At 35.2% G+C, this 18,314-nt stretch carries 12 protein-coding genes; 10 read left to right on the forward strand and 2 right to left on the reverse strand.

The genetic code is table 11. The features are described from left to right. Positions 1–29: 29 nt before the first annotated feature. Positions 30–1,184: an oxidoreductase gene (locus HF969_RS00960; protein WP_090288898.1), complete on the forward strand. Its 1,155-nt coding sequence runs from the start codon at positions 30–32 to the stop codon at positions 1,182–1,184. A gap of 53 nt (positions 1,185–1,237) precedes the next feature. On the opposite strand, the gene HF969_RS00965 is transcribed toward HF969_RS00960, so the two are convergent. Next, positions 1,238–2,581, reverse strand: coding sequence for an MATE family efflux transporter (locus HF969_RS00965; RefSeq protein WP_090288899.1), 1,344 nt, complete (start codon positions 2,579–2,581; stop codon positions 1,238–1,240). Positions 2,582–2,774: 193 nt separating this feature from the next. Here HF969_RS00965 and HF969_RS00970 point away from each other — a divergent pair, with 193 nt between their 5' ends. Together HF969_RS00970 and HF969_RS00975 are read left to right on the forward strand one after the other, a co-directional pair. After that, positions 2,775–3,611, forward strand: coding sequence for a radical SAM protein (locus HF969_RS00970; protein WP_090288900.1), 837 nt, complete (start codon positions 2,775–2,777; stop codon positions 3,609–3,611). Between the two features lie 81 nt (positions 3,612–3,692). Next, the gene (locus HF969_RS00975) at positions 3,693–4,688 is read left to right on the forward strand and encodes a D-2-hydroxyacid dehydrogenase (protein ID WP_090288901.1); all 996 of its coding nucleotides are present in this window, start codon (positions 3,693–3,695) and stop codon (positions 4,686–4,688) included. An 81-nt stretch (positions 4,689–4,769) separates the two neighbouring features. Here the strand turns inward: HF969_RS00975 and HF969_RS00980 are convergent, their stop codons facing one another. Beyond that, the gene (locus HF969_RS00980; protein WP_090288902.1) at positions 4,770–5,963 is read right to left on the reverse strand and encodes a coenzyme F420-0:L-glutamate ligase; all 1,194 of its coding nucleotides are present in this window, start codon (positions 5,961–5,963) and stop codon (positions 4,770–4,772) included. A 960-nt stretch (positions 5,964–6,923) separates the two neighbouring features. On the opposite strand from HF969_RS00980, the gene HF969_RS00985 reads away from it, so the two are divergent. The 7 genes from HF969_RS00985 (at position 6,924) to HF969_RS01010 (ending at position 18,310) form a co-directional block, all read left to right on the forward strand. Continuing rightward, entirely contained in the window at positions 6,924–12,074 is a 5,151-nt protein-coding gene (locus HF969_RS00985) for a SpaA isopeptide-forming pilin-related protein (RefSeq protein WP_090288903.1), read from the forward strand. Next, the gene (locus tag HF969_RS00990; RefSeq protein ID WP_090288904.1) at positions 12,061–13,641 is read left to right on the forward strand and encodes a SpaH/EbpB family LPXTG-anchored major pilin; all 1,581 of its coding nucleotides are present in this window, start codon (positions 12,061–12,063) and stop codon (positions 13,639–13,641) included. Before HF969_RS00985 ends, HF969_RS00990 begins: the two co-directional genes overlap by 14 nt. A gap of 99 nt (positions 13,642–13,740) precedes the next feature. Next, positions 13,741–13,875, forward strand: coding sequence for a hypothetical protein (locus HF969_RS10030; protein ID WP_281241360.1), 135 nt, complete (start codon positions 13,741–13,743; stop codon positions 13,873–13,875). A 251-nt stretch (positions 13,876–14,126) separates the two neighbouring features. Then, positions 14,127–15,071 (forward strand): MSCRAMM family protein, encoded by a 945-nt coding sequence (locus HF969_RS00995; protein ID WP_090288905.1) that lies wholly within the window; start codon positions 14,127–14,129, stop codon positions 15,069–15,071. Next, entirely contained in the window at positions 15,064–15,915 is an 852-nt protein-coding gene (locus HF969_RS01000) for a class C sortase (RefSeq protein WP_090288906.1), read from the forward strand. Before HF969_RS00995 ends, HF969_RS01000 begins: the two co-directional genes overlap by 8 nt. Next, positions 15,916–16,761: a class C sortase gene (locus HF969_RS01005; RefSeq protein WP_090288907.1), complete on the forward strand. Its 846-nt coding sequence runs from the start codon at positions 15,916–15,918 to the stop codon at positions 16,759–16,761. It begins immediately after the preceding gene. Between the two features lie 196 nt (positions 16,762–16,957). Continuing rightward, the gene (locus HF969_RS01010) at positions 16,958–18,310 is read left to right on the forward strand and encodes a TrkH family potassium uptake protein (protein WP_168427124.1); all 1,353 of its coding nucleotides are present in this window, start codon (positions 16,958–16,960) and stop codon (positions 18,308–18,310) included. Positions 18,311–18,314: the final 4 nt, after the last annotated feature.

Below are 18,314 nucleotides of genomic sequence, written 5' to 3' on the forward strand. Positions count from 1 at the left end.
AAGAAGCATGATAAAATCTACCGGGAGGGATGCTTATGAAAAAATTAACTGACACTATTAAACTAAGACACGGCGCTGTATTAGCCAACCGTATCGTCCAACCGCCAATGAAAACTTTTTCAGGAATGAAGAAGGGTTTCAACAGCAAAGAAACTATCAAGTACTATCAAAGAAGAGCTCAGTCTGCTGCCATGATAATAGCCGAATACCATTATGTCTCACCAGCAGGTGGACCCGCTAATCGCATAGGGGTACCTGAACAATTAGCGGCCTTCTCCGATGATTATTTACCTGGATTAAAAAAATTAGCCTCAGTGATTCAGTCAAAAGGAAATAAGGCAATTCTCCAAATTCATCATTCAGGTTATCAAGCCCATCAAAGAGCCAGCGAAGGTTTGCCAGTATTCGGGCCATCTGCTATTGATCTGCCTTTCTTGGACCATTCCATTGTGGAATTGACTCAGCAACAAATTGCAAATATTATAAGAGACTTTGGACGAGCGACTAAACGAGCGATAGAAGCTGGCTTCGACGGGGTAGAAATTCATGGGGCTAACCACTACCTTCTTCAACAATTTTTCTCAAAGAACTCTAACCATCGAACCGATAAATATGGTGGATCACTTAAAAATCGGATGCGCTTTGCCCTAGAAGTAACAGCAGAAGTTTGTAAAATAGCCAAGCAATATGGGCCAGAAGAATTTATTGTAGGGTACCGGATTTCACCGGATGAAATTCATGGTCAAGCAGTGGGCTATACCGCACTAGAGGCAAAGGAATTAGTCGCTTCATTAATGGATTTTGAACTGGATTATCTGCATCTATCCATCTTTGGTTCTTTTGATAATGGACCTGAAAATAGCGATCAAACTTTTTCTGCAATTTTCCGATCTGTTTTAGATGACCAAACAAAACTGATTCTGGTTGGTGGTATCTTCGATGCTGAATCGGCTCAAAAAGCTCTCGATTACACTGATTTAGTTGCAGTGGGGCGCGGCATTTTAATCGAACCAGACTTTGCCTTAAAGATTTGTCAAGGTCGTCCTGAGACTATACATTCTCGCATTAGCCAGGAAAATTTTAACGATTTAGCTTGGCCCGACTATTTATTCAAAGCTTTTGCGGCTAAGGGCTCCACCCTACCACCTATTCCAGGTCTAGAAGAAATGATAATTGGTAAGTAATATAAGAGCTAATAAGAAAAACACTGCCAACGAAAGAAGGCAGTGTTTTAAAATTAAGAAATTTCATGAATCCATTTTTTAGATTTTACTCTAAAGAGGCCGATCACTAATTTGGTGACTTCCTCAGTAGCCGCTAACATGACAACCCCTTCAATTGGAAAATTTAAAACGGCTGCCCCTAGAAAAGCAAGAGGTACACCCACTAACCAAACAGATCCCATTTCAAGAAAGAGTGAATAACGTGTGTCACCGCCCCCACGCAGGACACCGACAATTAAAATAGAATTAACGGCCTTAAGAATAAAAATGAAGCCCATGTAATTTAAGAGTGTTTTACATAGTTGATAAACTTCCGGTGTCAGACTCGGAAAGAGTTGCAGACTTAATGAAGGAGTCAATGATAGGAAAAGACCAACAAAAATAGCAATCAAACCGCCCATTTTTAAGAAACGAATGGCATGAGGGTAGACAATGTCCATCACTCCTCGTCCGATCGTATTTCCTAACATAATCGTACAAGCATTGGATAAGCCTCGAATTAATACAAAGGCCAAGTTTTGAATCGCAAAAACTACCTGTACGGCTGCTGTTTCTTTTGTTCCAACCATAGCGTATGCCACACTATATAAGACTTGACCTAAGCCCCAAAAGGTTTCATTAATAATTACAGGAAATGTAATCCGCATAAAACGCTGAATAAAATCGCCTCTAAAATTAAACATCTCTCTGATCGGTCCATTAAGCGGTGAATCATAGCGACTGATTGTATAAAAGATAACAATCAACTCCATTGAGCGGGCAATGATGGTACCAACTGCTGCTCCCACTACACCTAATTCTGGGAAACCAAACTTTCCAAAAATAAAGGCATAATTAAAGAACGCATTGAAAATAAAGCCAATAATTGCTGCAGCAAGAGGAGAGCGTGGATTACCGGTAGAACGTAGCGCTACACTATTGACGAAACTAATTCCCGTTAAAGCGTAGGACCAAGCAACAACACTTAAATACTTTGATCCTTCGGCAATTACGGCTGGATCATCAATCATTAAACCTAATAATTTCTCAGGCATTATAAATGCCAGTAAAGTGAAAATAATTGCGACACTGAAAGTAATAAGACACGAAAAAGCATTTACTTTTTGTAATTTAGCTAAATCTCCACGTCCGTGATATTGTGCAATCATGACGGAAGCACCGGTGGCTGTACCAAAACAAATCATTGTGAAAAAAAAGAAGACCTGATTCGCCAAACCAACTCCTGCAATGGCTTCGGGCCCCAAAGACGAGATCATCATTGTGTCTAGAGTATTTAAAAAGGACACGATTAAGCTTTGTAAGGAGATCGGAATGGCGATCGCTAACATCTTACGATAAAAATCATTTGTATTATTCATAGGACACCTCACTTTTAACTGTCATTCTATTATACCTAATAATTTAAAAAATGCGGTAAGAATTTGGTGAGAATTAATTGATTTAAAACCTCGTATTTTTCTTGAAGAGATCCTCCATATTTTAAATAAAGAAATATTTTACCGTTATGGAATATGGTAAACTATAGAAAAGGCTAGAATAAGGATGGTCAGAATGATAGATACATATAATAAATTTTACGATTTACTAATCACTCAATGTGATTATTTTTCTATACCATTATTAAATAATATACAGACGAGTATCGAAACTGAAAATATGCTTCCTCATAATTTTCAAGAGAACCAGGTGGACTCAAAAACGAAAAAAATACTTTTAGAATCGAAACAGCTACTAAAAGTCGATACTGAAAATCTTGCGCAAATCATAAAAAAAATAAAGCTGTCTTTTAAAGAGCTTGAACACCTGACTGCGATAATCACAGGTTCGGATCTATTAAATACTTCAGAAGAAGATTTAGTCGAATTAAGAAAGGCCGGTTTAGACCATTTCACCCTACTGATTGAAACAGGTTCAGACACGCTCTTGAAATTTCATAAGAAACCCCTTTCACTTAACCAACAAAAAATCGCACTTAAAAAGTTAGAAAAAGTAGGGATTAATTTTTCTTTAGGTGTGATCATCGGCTATGGTGGAGTCGCTTTATCTGAAAATAATGCCATCGAAACCGCCAAATTTATCAACCAATTAAAGGTTAGGGAAATAATTTTATTGGCCTTCAACCATGAAAGTCTTTCTAGGCTTACTGAGGATCAACAAGAGCTATTTGAAATGTTGTCTGATCGCCAAATCCTTGAAGAAGAATTAATGTTACTCAATCATTTGCAAATTGAGACGATTATTAATAGTAGTGCTACCTCCGATATCATAGAGGTAGGTGCAAAACTCCCAAACGAAAAAGAAAAATTGATCAAAAAAATTGAGAATAGACTTTTTGAGTGGAAGGAAGAAGAACCGAATGTCGTCAAGGCTTTTTTTGACTCCTTTTAAGATTGAATCTGAGAAAAAAGGGAGATCAAATCTGTGCTCTAAATAATATGATCTTATACTGAAAGGAGAAGGAGAGAGACTATGTACAAAATTATTATGTTTAATGTGAGAGATGAAGAAGAAAAAATAGCAAAAGAATGGGCCATTGCACATCAAATTGACCTTACAATTTATCATCGTTCGCTTGAAAAAGAGGATTTAGATACTTTAAAAGAATATGACGGAATATCCCTCTCACAAGTGGCTAAAGTTCAACCAGAATTCTATCATGAATTAGCCGCGATGGGCTATAAGCAAATTGCTCAAAGAAGTGCTGGTTTTGATATGTATGATTTGGATAAAGCGACAAAAGAAGGAATAATAATCAGTAATGTACCAATTTATTCGCCAGAATCAATTGCAGAATGGACCGTTTTGATGGCTGGAAATTTGATTCGCAAGTATGACTCGATACAAGAGAATGTAAAAAATAAAAATTTTGCATGGGATCCTCAAATCCGCGGACGTGTGATCGGTGATTTAAATGTAGCTATTATTGGGACGGGTAATATTGGAATTGCAACTGCTAAAATATTCAGAGGTTATGGTTGCCAAGTAGTAGGGTATGATCTTTATCCTAAAGAGGGGCTTGAGGATCTATTAACTTACGCAGAAACAATTGACCAAGCAATTGAAAAAGCAGACATTATTTCTCTGCATATGCCAGTAACAAAAGAAACCCATCATTTGTTTGACTATGATCGTTTTAAAAAGATCAAAAAGGGCGCTTACTTATTAAATATGGCACGTGGAGCTATTATTAATACATCAGATTTAATCAAGGCCTTAGATAATGATCTACTAGCAGGGGCTGCTTTAGATACCTATGAGAATGAAATGGCTTATGTCGGTAAAAATTATAAAGATGCAACAATTGAAGATGAAGTTTTTCAACAAATCTTAAATCATCCAAAGATTATCTACTCTCCCCATATTGCTTTCTATACTGATCAGGCTGTTAAAAATTTGGTTGAACGGGGACTAAATGCCACGTTAGAAGTCTTAGAAACAGGAACCACTCAGTATCGGGTCAATTAATTGGATAAATAAAAAGTCTGTTAATCATTAAAACATGATTAGCAGACTTTTTATAATTATATGAAAGACAATTTATTAAATCTATTGATCCGAATACTTATCGAAATAGCCTTTAATATAGATGAACGGTGTTCCTTTGTCTCCTGAACCTGAAGTTAGATCCGATAAGGATCCAAGTAGGTCAGTGAGTTGACGAGGAGTAGTTCCAATTCTTTCCGTTTGATCTTGACTGGCAGACGCATGGCCTGCTATATAGTCTGAAATAGCATTCTGAAGATCTTGACCGTTTAAATCTTTGAACTTTCCATCAGCCAAATATTTCAATTTTACTTCATCAGGTGTTCCTTCTAAACCATTGGTATAAGCAGGAGAGACAATTGGATCAGCCAATTCCCAAATTTGACTTTGCGGATCCTTAAATGCACCGTCACCATAAATCATTACCTCAATCGTTTTACCAGTCATTGCTTTGATTTGGTTTTGGACTTCAGAAACAAAAACTTCGCCATTAATAGGGAAGAGTTTAACCACTTCATCTGAGGATAGGTTGGCTCCTAATAGTCCAAATTCTGGATTAGACCCACTGCCATCAATCGGGGCATTCATAATTTCATCAAGTCGAATTACTTTACTGGCACCAGCTTGTAAAAGACGTTTTTGTGTTCTTTTACGCGTATGTAAATCGGCTGCAATCACATGATCGGTATATTCTAAGATCGCCTTCGGTTGATTAGCGAGGATAATAGTACAATCAGCCCCTTCCGCTTCAACGGTTTGACGATAAAGATTTAAATAATCCACACCTGTAAAAGGATGTTTTAAATCCGAAAAAACTCTTTTGATCTCTTCTTCAGTGAAGACATCTGTCCAAGGATCAATACCTGCATCATCTAAATCTTCGATCAACATTAAAGGATTACCCACCTCATCTGAGGGATAACTTAATTGAATGATCACTTCATCAGCAGCACGCGCAATAGCTTTTAAAGTAGATTGGAATCGATTGCGACTTGTAATAGGGAAAACAACCCCAATTTTAGTAGAAGATAGTTTATCCTGAATATCTTTAGCTATATTATCAAGGGTGACATAATTTCCTTGAGCTCGAGCCAAAATTGATTCAGTAATTGCTAAAACATCACGATTTTCAATCGCATAATTTTCTTCTTTACTAGACTCTAAAAGCGTATCAACAACGATCTTGACTAAGTCATCACCTTCGTGAATAACTGGAGCTCTTAAACCTCTTACGACTGTTCCAACTGTTCTTTTCATAATCAGATTCCTTTCAATCATTGAGTTTAATTAACGACCAATATTCCGTAAATGAAAAAAACGACGGAAGACCGCCATCACCCATTTACTTATGTATTTTAACATAGCGTCTTTTAAAGTAAAATGGCAAGGACGATTTTTTAAAGGAAAACTCTCCAAACGTTCGGCTTTTTAATTTCGAAATAGATTTTTTCATCCATTAAAATCTATTTAACTTCATTCGAATATAGTATCACCTGTGAATAAGCTTTTGTGGTTATCAAAAAGAATAAGCTATTTCCTTGTTTTATTGAATACAGTTAGTCCTAGCGCTTTATTTCTTTCTACAAAAAAACATTGGATAGCTAAAAATTAAAACACGTCCATTTTTTAATTATCCGAACGTTAAAAGAAAAGTTTGAACATACTAACAAACTCTATCACAATTTTCTATTTTTTCTTTATGTACTTATCTATTATTCATGCAATATAACCTCCACTAGGTAGTAAATCCAAATCTTTTACCAGAACAAGGTTAAGATGACTATTATTTACTTTAACAATTAAAGGCTTAGCATCAAAATAATCACTATGATCAATACAAAGGATATGAGGTTAAGATGTTTTAAGGAGAAATAAGTAGTTATGTAATTTTATCATCGTTTTTTGTAAATATATGCGCGGATTCAGAGAGAGATGATTATCGACAAGAAGTATAATAGCGAGAAGAATGGCTAAAGACTATGTGACTTTTTATAGAGATAGTCTATTTCAGCAATGAAATTTAAATAAGAATTTAAACAAATATAAGAAGATTCAAGTTTTTCTTACCGTTTAATTACTGACTGTAAGATCTTTATAACTTTCAGAATATTTCATTTGATAAATTATTTTATTTATTATATAATGATTGAACATTAATTAAATAACTGATATAATTTAAAATTTAAACTAATTTTTAAACGGTAAAGGTTTCAAGAGGTGGATATAATAAAAAAACGCTCAAAAAGTGCTCTAAATGCTATATTAGTTCTAATACTAATCGTGTCCAATATACCATTTAAAGTATTCTCAAATGTATACGCTCAGGAAAATCCGAATCATAATGCCCTAAAATTAATATATTTTGATTCTGGTTGGCAAATACTATTAAATTCCAATAATAATATCGAACCAACGGATCAAACCCTTGAATTTGAAACAAAGACTAACTTTGAAAAGGTAAATTCTTTTCAACTGATTACGAGTCAGCAAGAAATTATTCCCATGCGAATAGTTAACAACCAAACAGATTTTAATATGGCCATTAAAAATTATATGCAATACCGTGAAGAGATGGAGGTCTACCAGCAGGATAATGCTCTATATGAAGAGGATTACCAAACTTATTTGGAGGCCAAAAAGCAAAATGATCATGAGTGGCAAGCATACCAAGCAGCCTGGGAAACTTATCAGCAAGAATATGCAAAGTATGAGCAAGACCTAGAAGCATACTGGACACAATATAACCAATTAATTGAAAGTGGGGTTGAAATTCCTTCCGACCTAGTTGAACCGCAAATCCCAAACCAACCTGATTTAATTGAACCCGAAGCTCTTACAATCGAAGAGCCCATAGCACCAGAAAATCCATATAATGAACAAAAAGAGAAACTTTGGCAAGTAGGTTTCAAAATGAATGCTAATGAAGAAGTTTATCAATTTTGGATACCGAAAGCCTATTTCAAACATACACTGGAAGTAGGGGTAAAACGTTCAGATTCGATTAGTAAATCTTTTACCGTTAAAGTGGTTACGCATTTTTCGAATATGAAGATTACGGCCCAGCAATCTGTAGCTAAAAACGATTCCGGTAATAAAGAAAAAGAAATAGGCTCAAAAGAAGAATCAACAACAGTCACGATACTTGATGATAATGCAACTACTATAAATCAAAAAAACAGAGAATCAAGTGAAGAAGATCAAAAAGAAGATAAAAGTAATCTGGTAAATCTTGAGCCGATCCTAAAAGATGAAATTCTTGTTCAAGTCGATCAACCTTTGTTACCAGAAAATGTGCTTGAAAACTACAGTGACTTATCGAAAGAAGTGCTTTACGATTGGGAGGAAGCCATAGACACTTCTCAAACAGGGAGATTCAAAACCATTTTATCCATCACTTTTCCTGATGGTGAAACCATTAAAATCCCTGTTGAATATGAAGTAATAGCATTGCTCTCTAAAGTTCAAGCTCGAGCATCTACCGATCCTACCACCCCAGCCGAAAACAAATTCAATATTTTTGCTTTGGACCAGTTTGATAATCCAGTTCCTAATGTAGAAGTACAACTTTTTCATTATCGTCGGTCCTATGAGAATTTTTTTAAATTTGATCTATACCTTGTAAATAACAATTCTAACCTAACTTCTTTCACAGGATCAACTGGCTATACGTCTTATTATAATGTACCGCGAGAAACAAGCTACTCATACTTTTATGTCAATCTATTAAATACTCCTAACGGTTATTCTCATCCTACCATTAACCTTCTAGAAAGTAATCCTAGCATTTTAGCAAATAATTTTTATCAAAAAAAAGGCAGTTATTATGGGGCTTACGATCTTTCAGTTAGCGGAGCTATAAATTCTGATTATGACAACGCCTACCGACCAATTGCTAAAAATGGACGAGAAGTGCTTAATAACTCCGCACTCATTCGGTTAAAGTTATTACTTACAAACTTAACATTTAAGAAAGTTGATCAGAAAACTAAACAACCCTTATCGAATGCGGTATATAAGTTAAGTAAAAGAGGGGATCCTGCTTTTAGTCAAACCGTAATTTCCAATAATCAAGGTGCCTTAGACTTTAATAATTTAAGCTATGGTAGCTATGAACTCAAAGAAATCAATGCACCGGATGGATACCTTGAAAATGAGAAAACAATTTTATTTGATATTGATCAAAATACTGATAAAACAGCTGTATTTGCCAAAAATTTCCGGGAATCTTATAAAGGGAATATCACTTCACTCGGTGATATACCACCCGTTTTAGAAAACAAACCCAATCATTTAAGAATCCGCAAAGTAAATAAACAAGGAGACCTCTTAGAGGGTGCTAATTTCACATTGAAATCTCTTAGCGGAACAGTTATTTCAAAAGATAATACAAGCTCATCTGGAATCTTTGATTATATGCGCTTGCTAGAAGGAACCTATCTGTTAACTGAAAACACAGCCCCGATTGGCTACTATGTGCCTCAGAAAAATATATGGACTCTGGTAGTAAATGCTGATGGCAAGATCAGTTTGCAAGGTAATACAAGCAATATTAGTGAAATTGCTTCTATAGATGATAGCCAAGTCTTTAATATTCTTAATCAAGAACATACGCGTGATTTTTCCTTCACAAAAATCGGTTTAAATGAGGAACATTTAGCTGGTGCTATATTTGACTTGAAAAAGACTCAACCTATTAAAGCAGATATTGGTTCTGTTACCACTGACACTAGTGGCGAAGTTCGATTTAATGACTTAACGGTTGGAACTTATGAATTGATCGAAAGAAAAACACCGCCAGGCTATGTAAAACAAAATTATAAAACAATTTTTGATTTAGAATTATTAGCGGATAACAGCGGATTAGTAATTAAAAATATTCAAACTATTAATATGGATACTCAAGAAAAAGTAGATGTACCTCTTTTAAAACGAAACCAAATTTCTAATCTTTATGAATATACGAACACCAGAGAATCCTATTCTTTCTTTAAGGCAGATCAGAAAGGGAATCCTTTATCAGGTGCTCAATTCCGTGTGGTTAATGACAAAAAACCTGAAGATGTTTTAATAAAGACAAGTGATTCAAAAGGCCGGATAACACTGAATCGAACAGCCACTAAGCCTAATTCCACCTTTACTATCCAAGAGATTCGAGCACCTTTAGGTTATCAAAAGAGTCAAGCCGAATGGAAAATTAAAACCAATCAATTTGGACAGGTGGAAATGTTACTGCCCCCTGGATCAAGTGAATTTACTGGCAAAAGTGTCGTTGATGGTTCAGCTAACCAGATTAAAATGACTAACAAACTTTTAACCTATACCATTCTATTCACCAAGGTAGGGCTGAATGACTTGCCGCTTGCAGGTGCAAAGTTTACTTTAACGCCTGTTATTAAAAATGATCACGGCGATTATTTAGATGATCCTGGCAAGTCATCTTTAGAAACTGAGTCTCAATCAGATGGGAAAGTCATTTTTAAAGACCTTCCACTTGGTTTCTATCGTTTAAGAGAAACACAAGCCCCAACAGGTTATATCGAGCATACTAATGCTTACGATATTATTGAGATAAAACTCGATGAACAAGAGAACAAGTACATTGCTGATCCACTTCCAGATTACAATCAACTTCTGACTGGTGATGATAATCAAGGGTACATCATATCGAACCAAGTTGATTCTAATTTTAAAATTGTAAAATATGGCTATAGTGATAAAGGACAAAAGATCGATGCTTTTGATGAATTAGTCATTCCTTTACCTGGTGTACAATTCGAATTGAAAGGGATTGAAGGAAAGAATTATCTTCAAACAGCCACTACCAATGTGACAGGAACTGCGGGTTTCAGTGATGTTGAAACGGGCAAATATGAATTAAAGGAATTAAGTGCACCGAATACACATCTAAAATCAGACAATGTCTATCAAATTGAAATCATTTCTGATTCAGGTGGTATTCGTCCCGAAATCACCCGTCTTAGTGGAACGGATGAAGATGACTTTTTAACCAAGGATATTTTAGGGAATTATCGTTTGGATTTTGCTATTAATCGAGAAAATCCCACTAATATTAAATTTATAAAAGTAGCCGATAATATAGAAGGATTGAATGTTGAAGCAATGACTCCTTTAGAAGGCGCAACCTTTCAAATTTATGAGTACGACACTCTAAATCAAGAGCGAATGGGTAAGCCGCTGCGTACGATGTTTACAGGAACAGACGGCTTGATTGAATTTAAGAATCTGCCAGTTGGAAAAACTTATCAAGTAGTCGAGACTCAATCGCCTGTCAATTATCAAACCGTTAGTGACGGAGGCGTTAGTGCCATGGTAGAAGTTTCTGACCATGGAAAAGCCACTTGGCTTTCTCCATCTGATAACCATTGGAAATTTGAGACAAGTGATAAGATTCCACGTGTAATTAATCGCTTTCATCCAATTGAAATTCATTTTTGGAAAAGGGATGATATCAATAACCAAAACGGTAATTATGGTAATGCTGTTGTTGGAGCTGAATTCACTTTGACGCGCATGGATGGGGATCCAGCTAGTGGTTTAACTGCCTCCAATGAAAGTTGGACTGCCTCTAGTGATTCGGATGGCAGAGTTAATTTCAGTGACAAATTCATTAATTATCGACCAAAAAGAACTAATGATAATTATGTATATTTTCAACTAAAAGAAACCTTCGTACCGGATGGCTATCGGAATATTACTAAACCAGTTGTTATTCAAGTAGACAAAAACAATGATGTAACAGTTATGCCTGATGAACTTATTAAGAATGAAAATGCGATCGTCTTAGATGCCAATAAGGGATATGTCGTAATTAATGAACTTATCAGGACGGATTTCAGTTTCAAAAAAATTGACGGTGAAGATCCTACTACAAAAATTACTGGAAGCATCTTTCGCTTAAAATCAAAAGCAGAGGATAATAAAGATCGCCGTCTTATTGATCAGGTCATTACACAGAATAAATTTGATGATTTAATTTTTAACGACTTGCCTCTTGGCAAATACCAATTAGTTGAAGAGAAAGCTCCTGCAGGTTATAAGCTTCTGGGACAGCCGTTAAATATTGAAATTATTGAAGCTACTTATTCGGAAGGTAATAAAAAAGGACAAGCAGAATTTATATTTGATGATAGGCAAGCCGATTTCATTAGCAAACGTGATACAAATTCTGATGGCATTGCCAATGAAATTGTTGTAATGAATTATCAATCCCATGACCTCATACTTACAGGAGGAACGGGTGTACTGATTTATCTAATTTCTGGCTTAATATTAATGGCTTTAACAAGTTTTTACTATCTTCTATCAAATAAACACACGAAAAAGGAGCAAACAAATGAAAAAAAATAAAATATTAACAGCAGTCCTTATTTTTATCTTAGGGCTTTCATCACTAATCACAAATCATTCGATAGTTTCTGCCCAAGATTCTACACAAGTAAAAACAACGGTTATCATCCATAAATTGCAAGCCGATGCATTTAATAGCCAAAATGCGTTACTAAATTTAGACGGAACAGAAATAGATTATACAAAAATCGGTACCAACGTTAAGCCGTTAAACGGTGTTGAATTTACCGCGTATTCGCTATCAAAAGATGAATATGATAATGCTATAAAACTTGGGATAGAAAATACAATTGGTCTTACTCCACCAATAAATAAAACACCGTTTGTAATTGGTACAACAGCTACAACACAAGAATATGAAGGAGTAGTTTCATGGGAAGTAGGATTTGATCCTGCCAAACCTCAATATTATGTTGTTTATGAAACTAACAAACCTAATACAGTAACTGATTCATTAGCCGTTCCATTCATAATTGCTTTTCCGATGACTAGTTATGACGGTGGTCGTTTCCTAGACTCAGTACATATATATCCTAAAAACGTTTCTGGCGATTTTCCAGTGATTGGAAATGATATCGCTAATTTAGGTCAAAATAATGCCTCATTTAATGTTGGCGAACCTTTTAAATATATTTTAAAAGGTACTATCCCGACTAATATTGAAAAATATTTAAAATATACTTTTACGGATATTTTGGATCCAGCTTTAACTATTAAGAAAGATGATATTAATGATGACTTTAATATTAAACCTAAAATTAAAGTTGGTTTTGAAGAACTTACTCTGAATACACATTTTACATATTCAATCAGTGGACAAACTATAAGTATTGAAATAAATAAAGATGGTATTGCTAAAATAGCTTCTCAAGTTCCTTTAGCGAATAGAAATAAAATCACCCCCGATCAAATTGGTGATATTTCGGCCAATAAAAATGCAGCCCCATTTATTGAAGTTTCTTTTACTACATACCTTAACGGCACTAATTCATCCACAGATGTTGCAATTGAAAACAATGCTAGAATTACTTACAATAATAGTGTGATTGAGAAAACAACTGATGCTTCAGATAATGATTTTATATCTTATGGTAGTCAAAACTTCAAAAAAGTTGATCCTAGTGGAAATAGTCTTTCTGATGCTGTTTTTACTGTTCTAGAAGACGATGTTCCAATGGTATGGAATGAGTATCTAATCAACCGTAATCAAGCAAATGGTAACAATAAGTTTCCGGATGTAGGAGTTGGTAAAGTTATCAAATTGAAATCAGACACAAATGGTGACTTTTCTATTAATGGTCTCGCTAACTCAGCCCAAGGAAAAGATGGGCTAATCGTATCACAGTACGCAATTAAGGAAACTAAAGCACCTAAAGATTATCAATTGTTAGGTAAACCAGTTAATTTTACAGTAGAAAAAGATAATTCAACAGTTAAAATAACTAACAATTTACGTCCATTCATCCCTGCCACTGGTGGTATTGGTACGATCATCTTCATCGTAGCAGGTGCATTGCTAATGTTATTTGCAATCTATGGTCGTCGTAAAGCAAAAGAAGAAGCGTAAAGTATAAAAAATTTAAGGTATGGAGATTTTCTCCATCCTTCGTTAAGGGAAATAGTTCTATTTCCTTTAACAAAGGAAATTCTATCGAGGAGGTATGATATGAAGTTGTTTAAAAAAGTTACAACATTTCTACTGATACTTTTCACTTTATTGATCATACCGTTTAATAAAGTTTCAGCATCATCCAATCGCTTGATCATTCATTCTACCGATAGTGAAGCGAGAAGAGAATAAAATTATGGAAGATTGATCCCACTCACTCTGAAGGCGATTTCGATTTATTAAAAGAAAAGAAAGTCAGTGAATTAGATCATATATTCAAACAATCTTACCTTTCAAAAATTAATGAAAAGAACTTAGCCATCATCTCAAAATTGCCTGATGGGACCTATTATGGATTAGAAATATATCAAGAAGGTAAGCAAGAATCCCGTACGGTCCCTTTTATCGTCAATTTACCTTATTAAAATACTTCTGAACTTGACTTGTTTCCAAAGCAAGTTCAAACAGAACACTTAAAAATTAAAGTAATCGGTGAAGTTGATACTAACCAGAATGATGCTTGGAAGAATCTTGCAGATGTCACGTTTTATATTTATGCACCTAACGCTGATCAACCGATGCTGTTTAAAGACGGCCATTTTACCACCGATCCTTCAGGAAAAGCTGAACTAACGTCAGATTCCCTCGGTGAAATTTATCTATCTTCTCTGCCAGAAGGGGAGTATTTTTTAGTCGAACTTAAAACGGTTGATGGTTATCAGCTATCAAGGAAAATCTCCTTTACCATTAAGGCCGGAGAACTAACCGAAGTTCTGGTAAAAAACTATTTAATCGACAATGATAAGGATCCCGGTTCAACCACTGAACCTTCTAAAGAAACTACCCACGAAGAAGAACTTAAAAGGGGCGGACAACACTTCCGTAAAGTTAATGATAAAAAACCGGCACAAGGTTTAGCAGGAGCGAGGTTTGAAGTCGTGACATGGAATGCAAAGAGACGGGTCTTTGAACCGATCTATTTGAAAGATAAATCGATCTACATTTTAGAATCTGATTCACGTGGTTATTTTGAAGTCAATCATATGCCTCTGGGAAAATACTATTTAATTGAAATAAAAGCTCCAGTCAGTCAAGGTTTAAAATATCAACCGCTTGAACAAGCCATACCATTCGAAATTACTAGACAAAGTTATTCGAATTATACGGTAATGGAAATCGTCAATCATCCGGTTGAAGCGTCAAAACAAGATAAAGAAGTTATCATCAATAAACCTTCAAAACCTAGTGATATTGGCTATTTATCGTCTACAGGAGAAGGTAGGAGTCTCTATAAATACTATGCTTATCTCTTAGTTAGTATCAGTTTACTCATTGTTTTTCGACATCTGCAATTATTAAAGAGGAGAATTCGTAACTTACATGGATAAGAAAAAATTAAAACTCTTTTTATATAATTTAATTTTTATAATCGGGGGGATAGCCTTATGCTATCCTTTTATTTCTCGTTACCTTTATGACCAAGCCTCGCGGGTTGAAGTAAATACATATCAAGAAGCTGTTCAACAGTTATCTATTAACGAAGTGGATCGGCGTATTTTTCTTGCTCAAGCATACAACGATCAATTAAGTCAGCAAAAAGAGGGCGTTTCAAAAATTTCCGATCCTTTCTCAACAAAGGATCACGAAGAAGGTCGAGCCGCTTATGCCCACATGTTAGAAATCAATGAACAAATTGGTACCATCGAAATCCCAAAAATTAATGAAGAGCTTCCTGTTTTCGCTGGAACAGGTGAAGAAGTCTTGCAAAAAGGAATAGGGCATTTAGAAGGTACAAGTCTGCCAATTGGTGGTAAACATACCCATTCCGTTCTTACAGGGCACCGGGGTCTGCCTAATGCGCGTTTATTTTCAAATTTAGATAAGTTAAAAAAAGACGATATTTTTTATTTTAAAAATCTTTCTGAGACTTTGGCATATAAAGTTGATCGAATTGATGTCATCTTACCAGACGAAATAGAATACCTCGATATTGTGCCGAATCAAGATTACATGACCTTGATAACCTGCACACCTTATATGATTAATAGCCATCGATTATTAGTAAGAGGACACCGTGTTCCATACACAGAAGAAGAATATGATAAAGAAGTTAAGACTTCCACTCATTTCTTTATGAAATATCGTTGGCTACTTGCTTTACTATTACTTATATTGATCTTATTGATTATTTTTTGGCAATCAAATAGAAAGAAAGTTAAACATAGGAAGTAGGTGGATCTAATCGCTAATAAGAGAAAACTTAAAAACTTAATAAATTTCTTAATATTTCTACTAGGATTATTACTGGTTGCGCACCCCTTTATCGCTCGCTATCTTCATAACCAAGCAGCTCGAACGGAGGTACAGGAGTTCCGTGATCAATCAATCAAAATTCCCAAAACGGAATTAGATCGAAGGATTGAATTAGCTGAGGCCTACAATTCAACTATTTTACCAAGCATGAATGGGATTGTAGATCCTTTTACGGCCAAGCAAAAAGAAGGGATTAGAGAATATGCCCGTATGCTTGAGATTAATGAACAAATTGGATATATTGAAATTCCAAAAATTAATATTTCTCTACCGATTCATGCAGGAGCTACAGAAGAAGTGTTACAAAAGGCTGCTGCTCACCTTCAAGGCACGAGTTTACCTGTTGGTGGAGAGGGAACCAATAGTGTCATTACCGCTCACAGAGGCTTACCCAGCGCCAAATTGTTTTCAGATTTAAATAAAATGAAAGTTGGAGACGTATTTTTTGTTCATAATTTACGAGACGATTTGGCCTATAAAGTCATTGAAACTAAAGTCATTGAACCTAGTGATTTCGAGTCCTTACAAATTATGGAAGGCGAAGATCGGGTTACTTTATTGACATGCACCCCTTATATGATTAATAGTCATCGTTTATTAGCAATCGGCAAAAGGGTACCTTATCATCAAGGTGAGCCAGCGGATATCCAAAAATTAAGTGAGACTGACCAATGGAACAAGTGGTTAATTGCTATAATTTTATTACTATTACTTCTTTTGATCCTATTCTTAAAGAGTAAAAGCAAAAAGAAGATCAGACATTAAATTAGTTTATAAAGAGATGATTGTAGCTAATCATTAAAAGATTAAAAAAGAATAAAACAAATTAAAAATTAAGTATAAATAGTTACCAAATTCGTTTGAAATTGATCAACATTTTCAATAAGATAGGATTATACGTTTTTAAATGAGTGAAATACTAAAAACCATTAATTGTTGCTTTGAATGGGGGAGAAAGTCAGTGCTTGTTTATATGAAAAGTAAGAAAGATTTAGTATCCATCAATCCAGCTAAATTATTCTTTTACAGTTATTTAGCTTTGATCTTAATTGGAAGTATCTGCTTGAAAATGCCATTTGCTACTAAAGATGGTGTTGAAACTTCTCTCATTGATAGCATCTTTACGGCAAGCTCAGCAGTTTGTGTCACAGGGTTAGCAACGCTCACTACAGCAAGTCACTGGTCACCATTTGGCAAAATAGTCATTCTAACCCTCATTCAAATCGGTGGGATTGGTGTGATGACGGGAGTAGGAACTATTGGAATGTTGATGGGGCGACGTCTCTCTTTTTCAAACCGGAAATTTTTAGCTGAAGAAAAGAACACGAATACCTTTAGTGAAGTTTCTGATCTCGTTCGATATGTCGCTTATTCTACACTCATTATCGAAGCGTTCGGGGCTATTCTTTTGAGCTTTCAGTTTATCCCTGAATATGGTTTGATCCATGGCATAATTAATAGTGTTTTTCATTCTATTTCAGCATTTTGTAATGCTGGTTTTGATATTCTAGGTGACAAAAGTTTGATGGGATATGTCGATAATAATTGGGTCAATTTAGTAATTATGGTTTTAATTATTCTTGGAGGGCTTGGCTTTTCAGTCAGCAGAGATTTATTGCATCATCAGTTAGGCCATCCCTTTCGTTTACATACCAAACTTGTTTTAGTGACAACCGGTATTTTTATTGTTGTTCCAGCCTTGTTCTTCTTAGCAATCGAATGGCAGAATCCTAGTACACTAGGCCATTTAGACATTATTGATAAAGTATCGGCTGCTTTCTTTCAATCCGTAACCACTCGGACAGCAGGTTTCATGACCATTGATCAGGGTGGATTAGAAACCCCGAGTTATATTGTTACCACCTTTTTGATGTTTATAGGAGGTGCCCCAGGAGGAACAGCAGGGGGCTTAAAGGTCACAACTTTTGCTTGTTTAATTTTATACACCCTCTCTTATTTAAGAGAAAGTCGCGACACCGTTGTTTTTAAGCGTCGATTACCAAGACGAAGCATTCAAAAAGCGTTATCCATCTTTTTTATATCCTTATCTTGGATTGGTGTCGCTTTGATCTTATTAACTATTTTTGAACCAAATAAGTCTCTAATCAATCTTTATTATGAAATTGTCTCTGCTTATGGAACCGTTGGCCTAAGTCAAGGTATAACGGCAACATTAAGTGTGATGAGCAAACTGGTAATTGTATTTACCATGATTTTCGGTAAAATTGGACCTATGGCGATGTTTTATGTCTTCTTTACAGGGAAAGCATCTAATAACTATCGTGAAGCTGAGGAAAGTATTTTAGTGGGGTGAAAGT

It is taken from the genome of Facklamia miroungae (assembly GCF_012396555.1).
In the GTDB taxonomy this organism is placed as follows: domain Bacteria; phylum Bacillota; class Bacilli; order Lactobacillales; family Aerococcaceae; genus Facklamia; species Facklamia miroungae.

What these genes read in the sequence shown, in the direction of transcription:
- HF969_RS00960 (WP_090288898.1), top strand. Translation starts at nt 30, where the DNA reads ATGCTTATGAAAAAATTAACTGACACTATTAAACTAAGACACGGCGCT.
- HF969_RS00965 (WP_090288899.1), bottom strand. Translation starts at nt 2,581, where the DNA reads ATGAATAATACAAATGATTTTTATCGTAAGATGTTAGCGATCGCCATT.
- HF969_RS00970 (WP_090288900.1), top strand. Translation starts at nt 2,775, where the DNA reads ATGATAGATACATATAATAAATTTTACGATTTACTAATCACTCAATGT.
- HF969_RS00975 (WP_090288901.1), top strand. Translation starts at nt 3,693, where the DNA reads ATGTACAAAATTATTATGTTTAATGTGAGAGATGAAGAAGAAAAAATA.
- HF969_RS00980 (WP_090288902.1), bottom strand. Translation starts at nt 5,963, where the DNA reads ATGAAAAGAACAGTTGGAACAGTCGTAAGAGGTTTAAGAGCTCCAGTT.
- HF969_RS00990 (WP_090288904.1), top strand. Translation starts at nt 12,061, where the DNA reads ATGAAAAAAAATAAAATATTAACAGCAGTCCTTATTTTTATCTTAGGG.
- HF969_RS10030 (WP_281241360.1), top strand. Translation starts at nt 13,741, where the DNA reads ATGAAGTTGTTTAAAAAAGTTACAACATTTCTACTGATACTTTTCACT.
- HF969_RS01000 (WP_090288906.1), top strand. Translation starts at nt 15,064, where the DNA reads ATGGATAAGAAAAAATTAAAACTCTTTTTATATAATTTAATTTTTATA.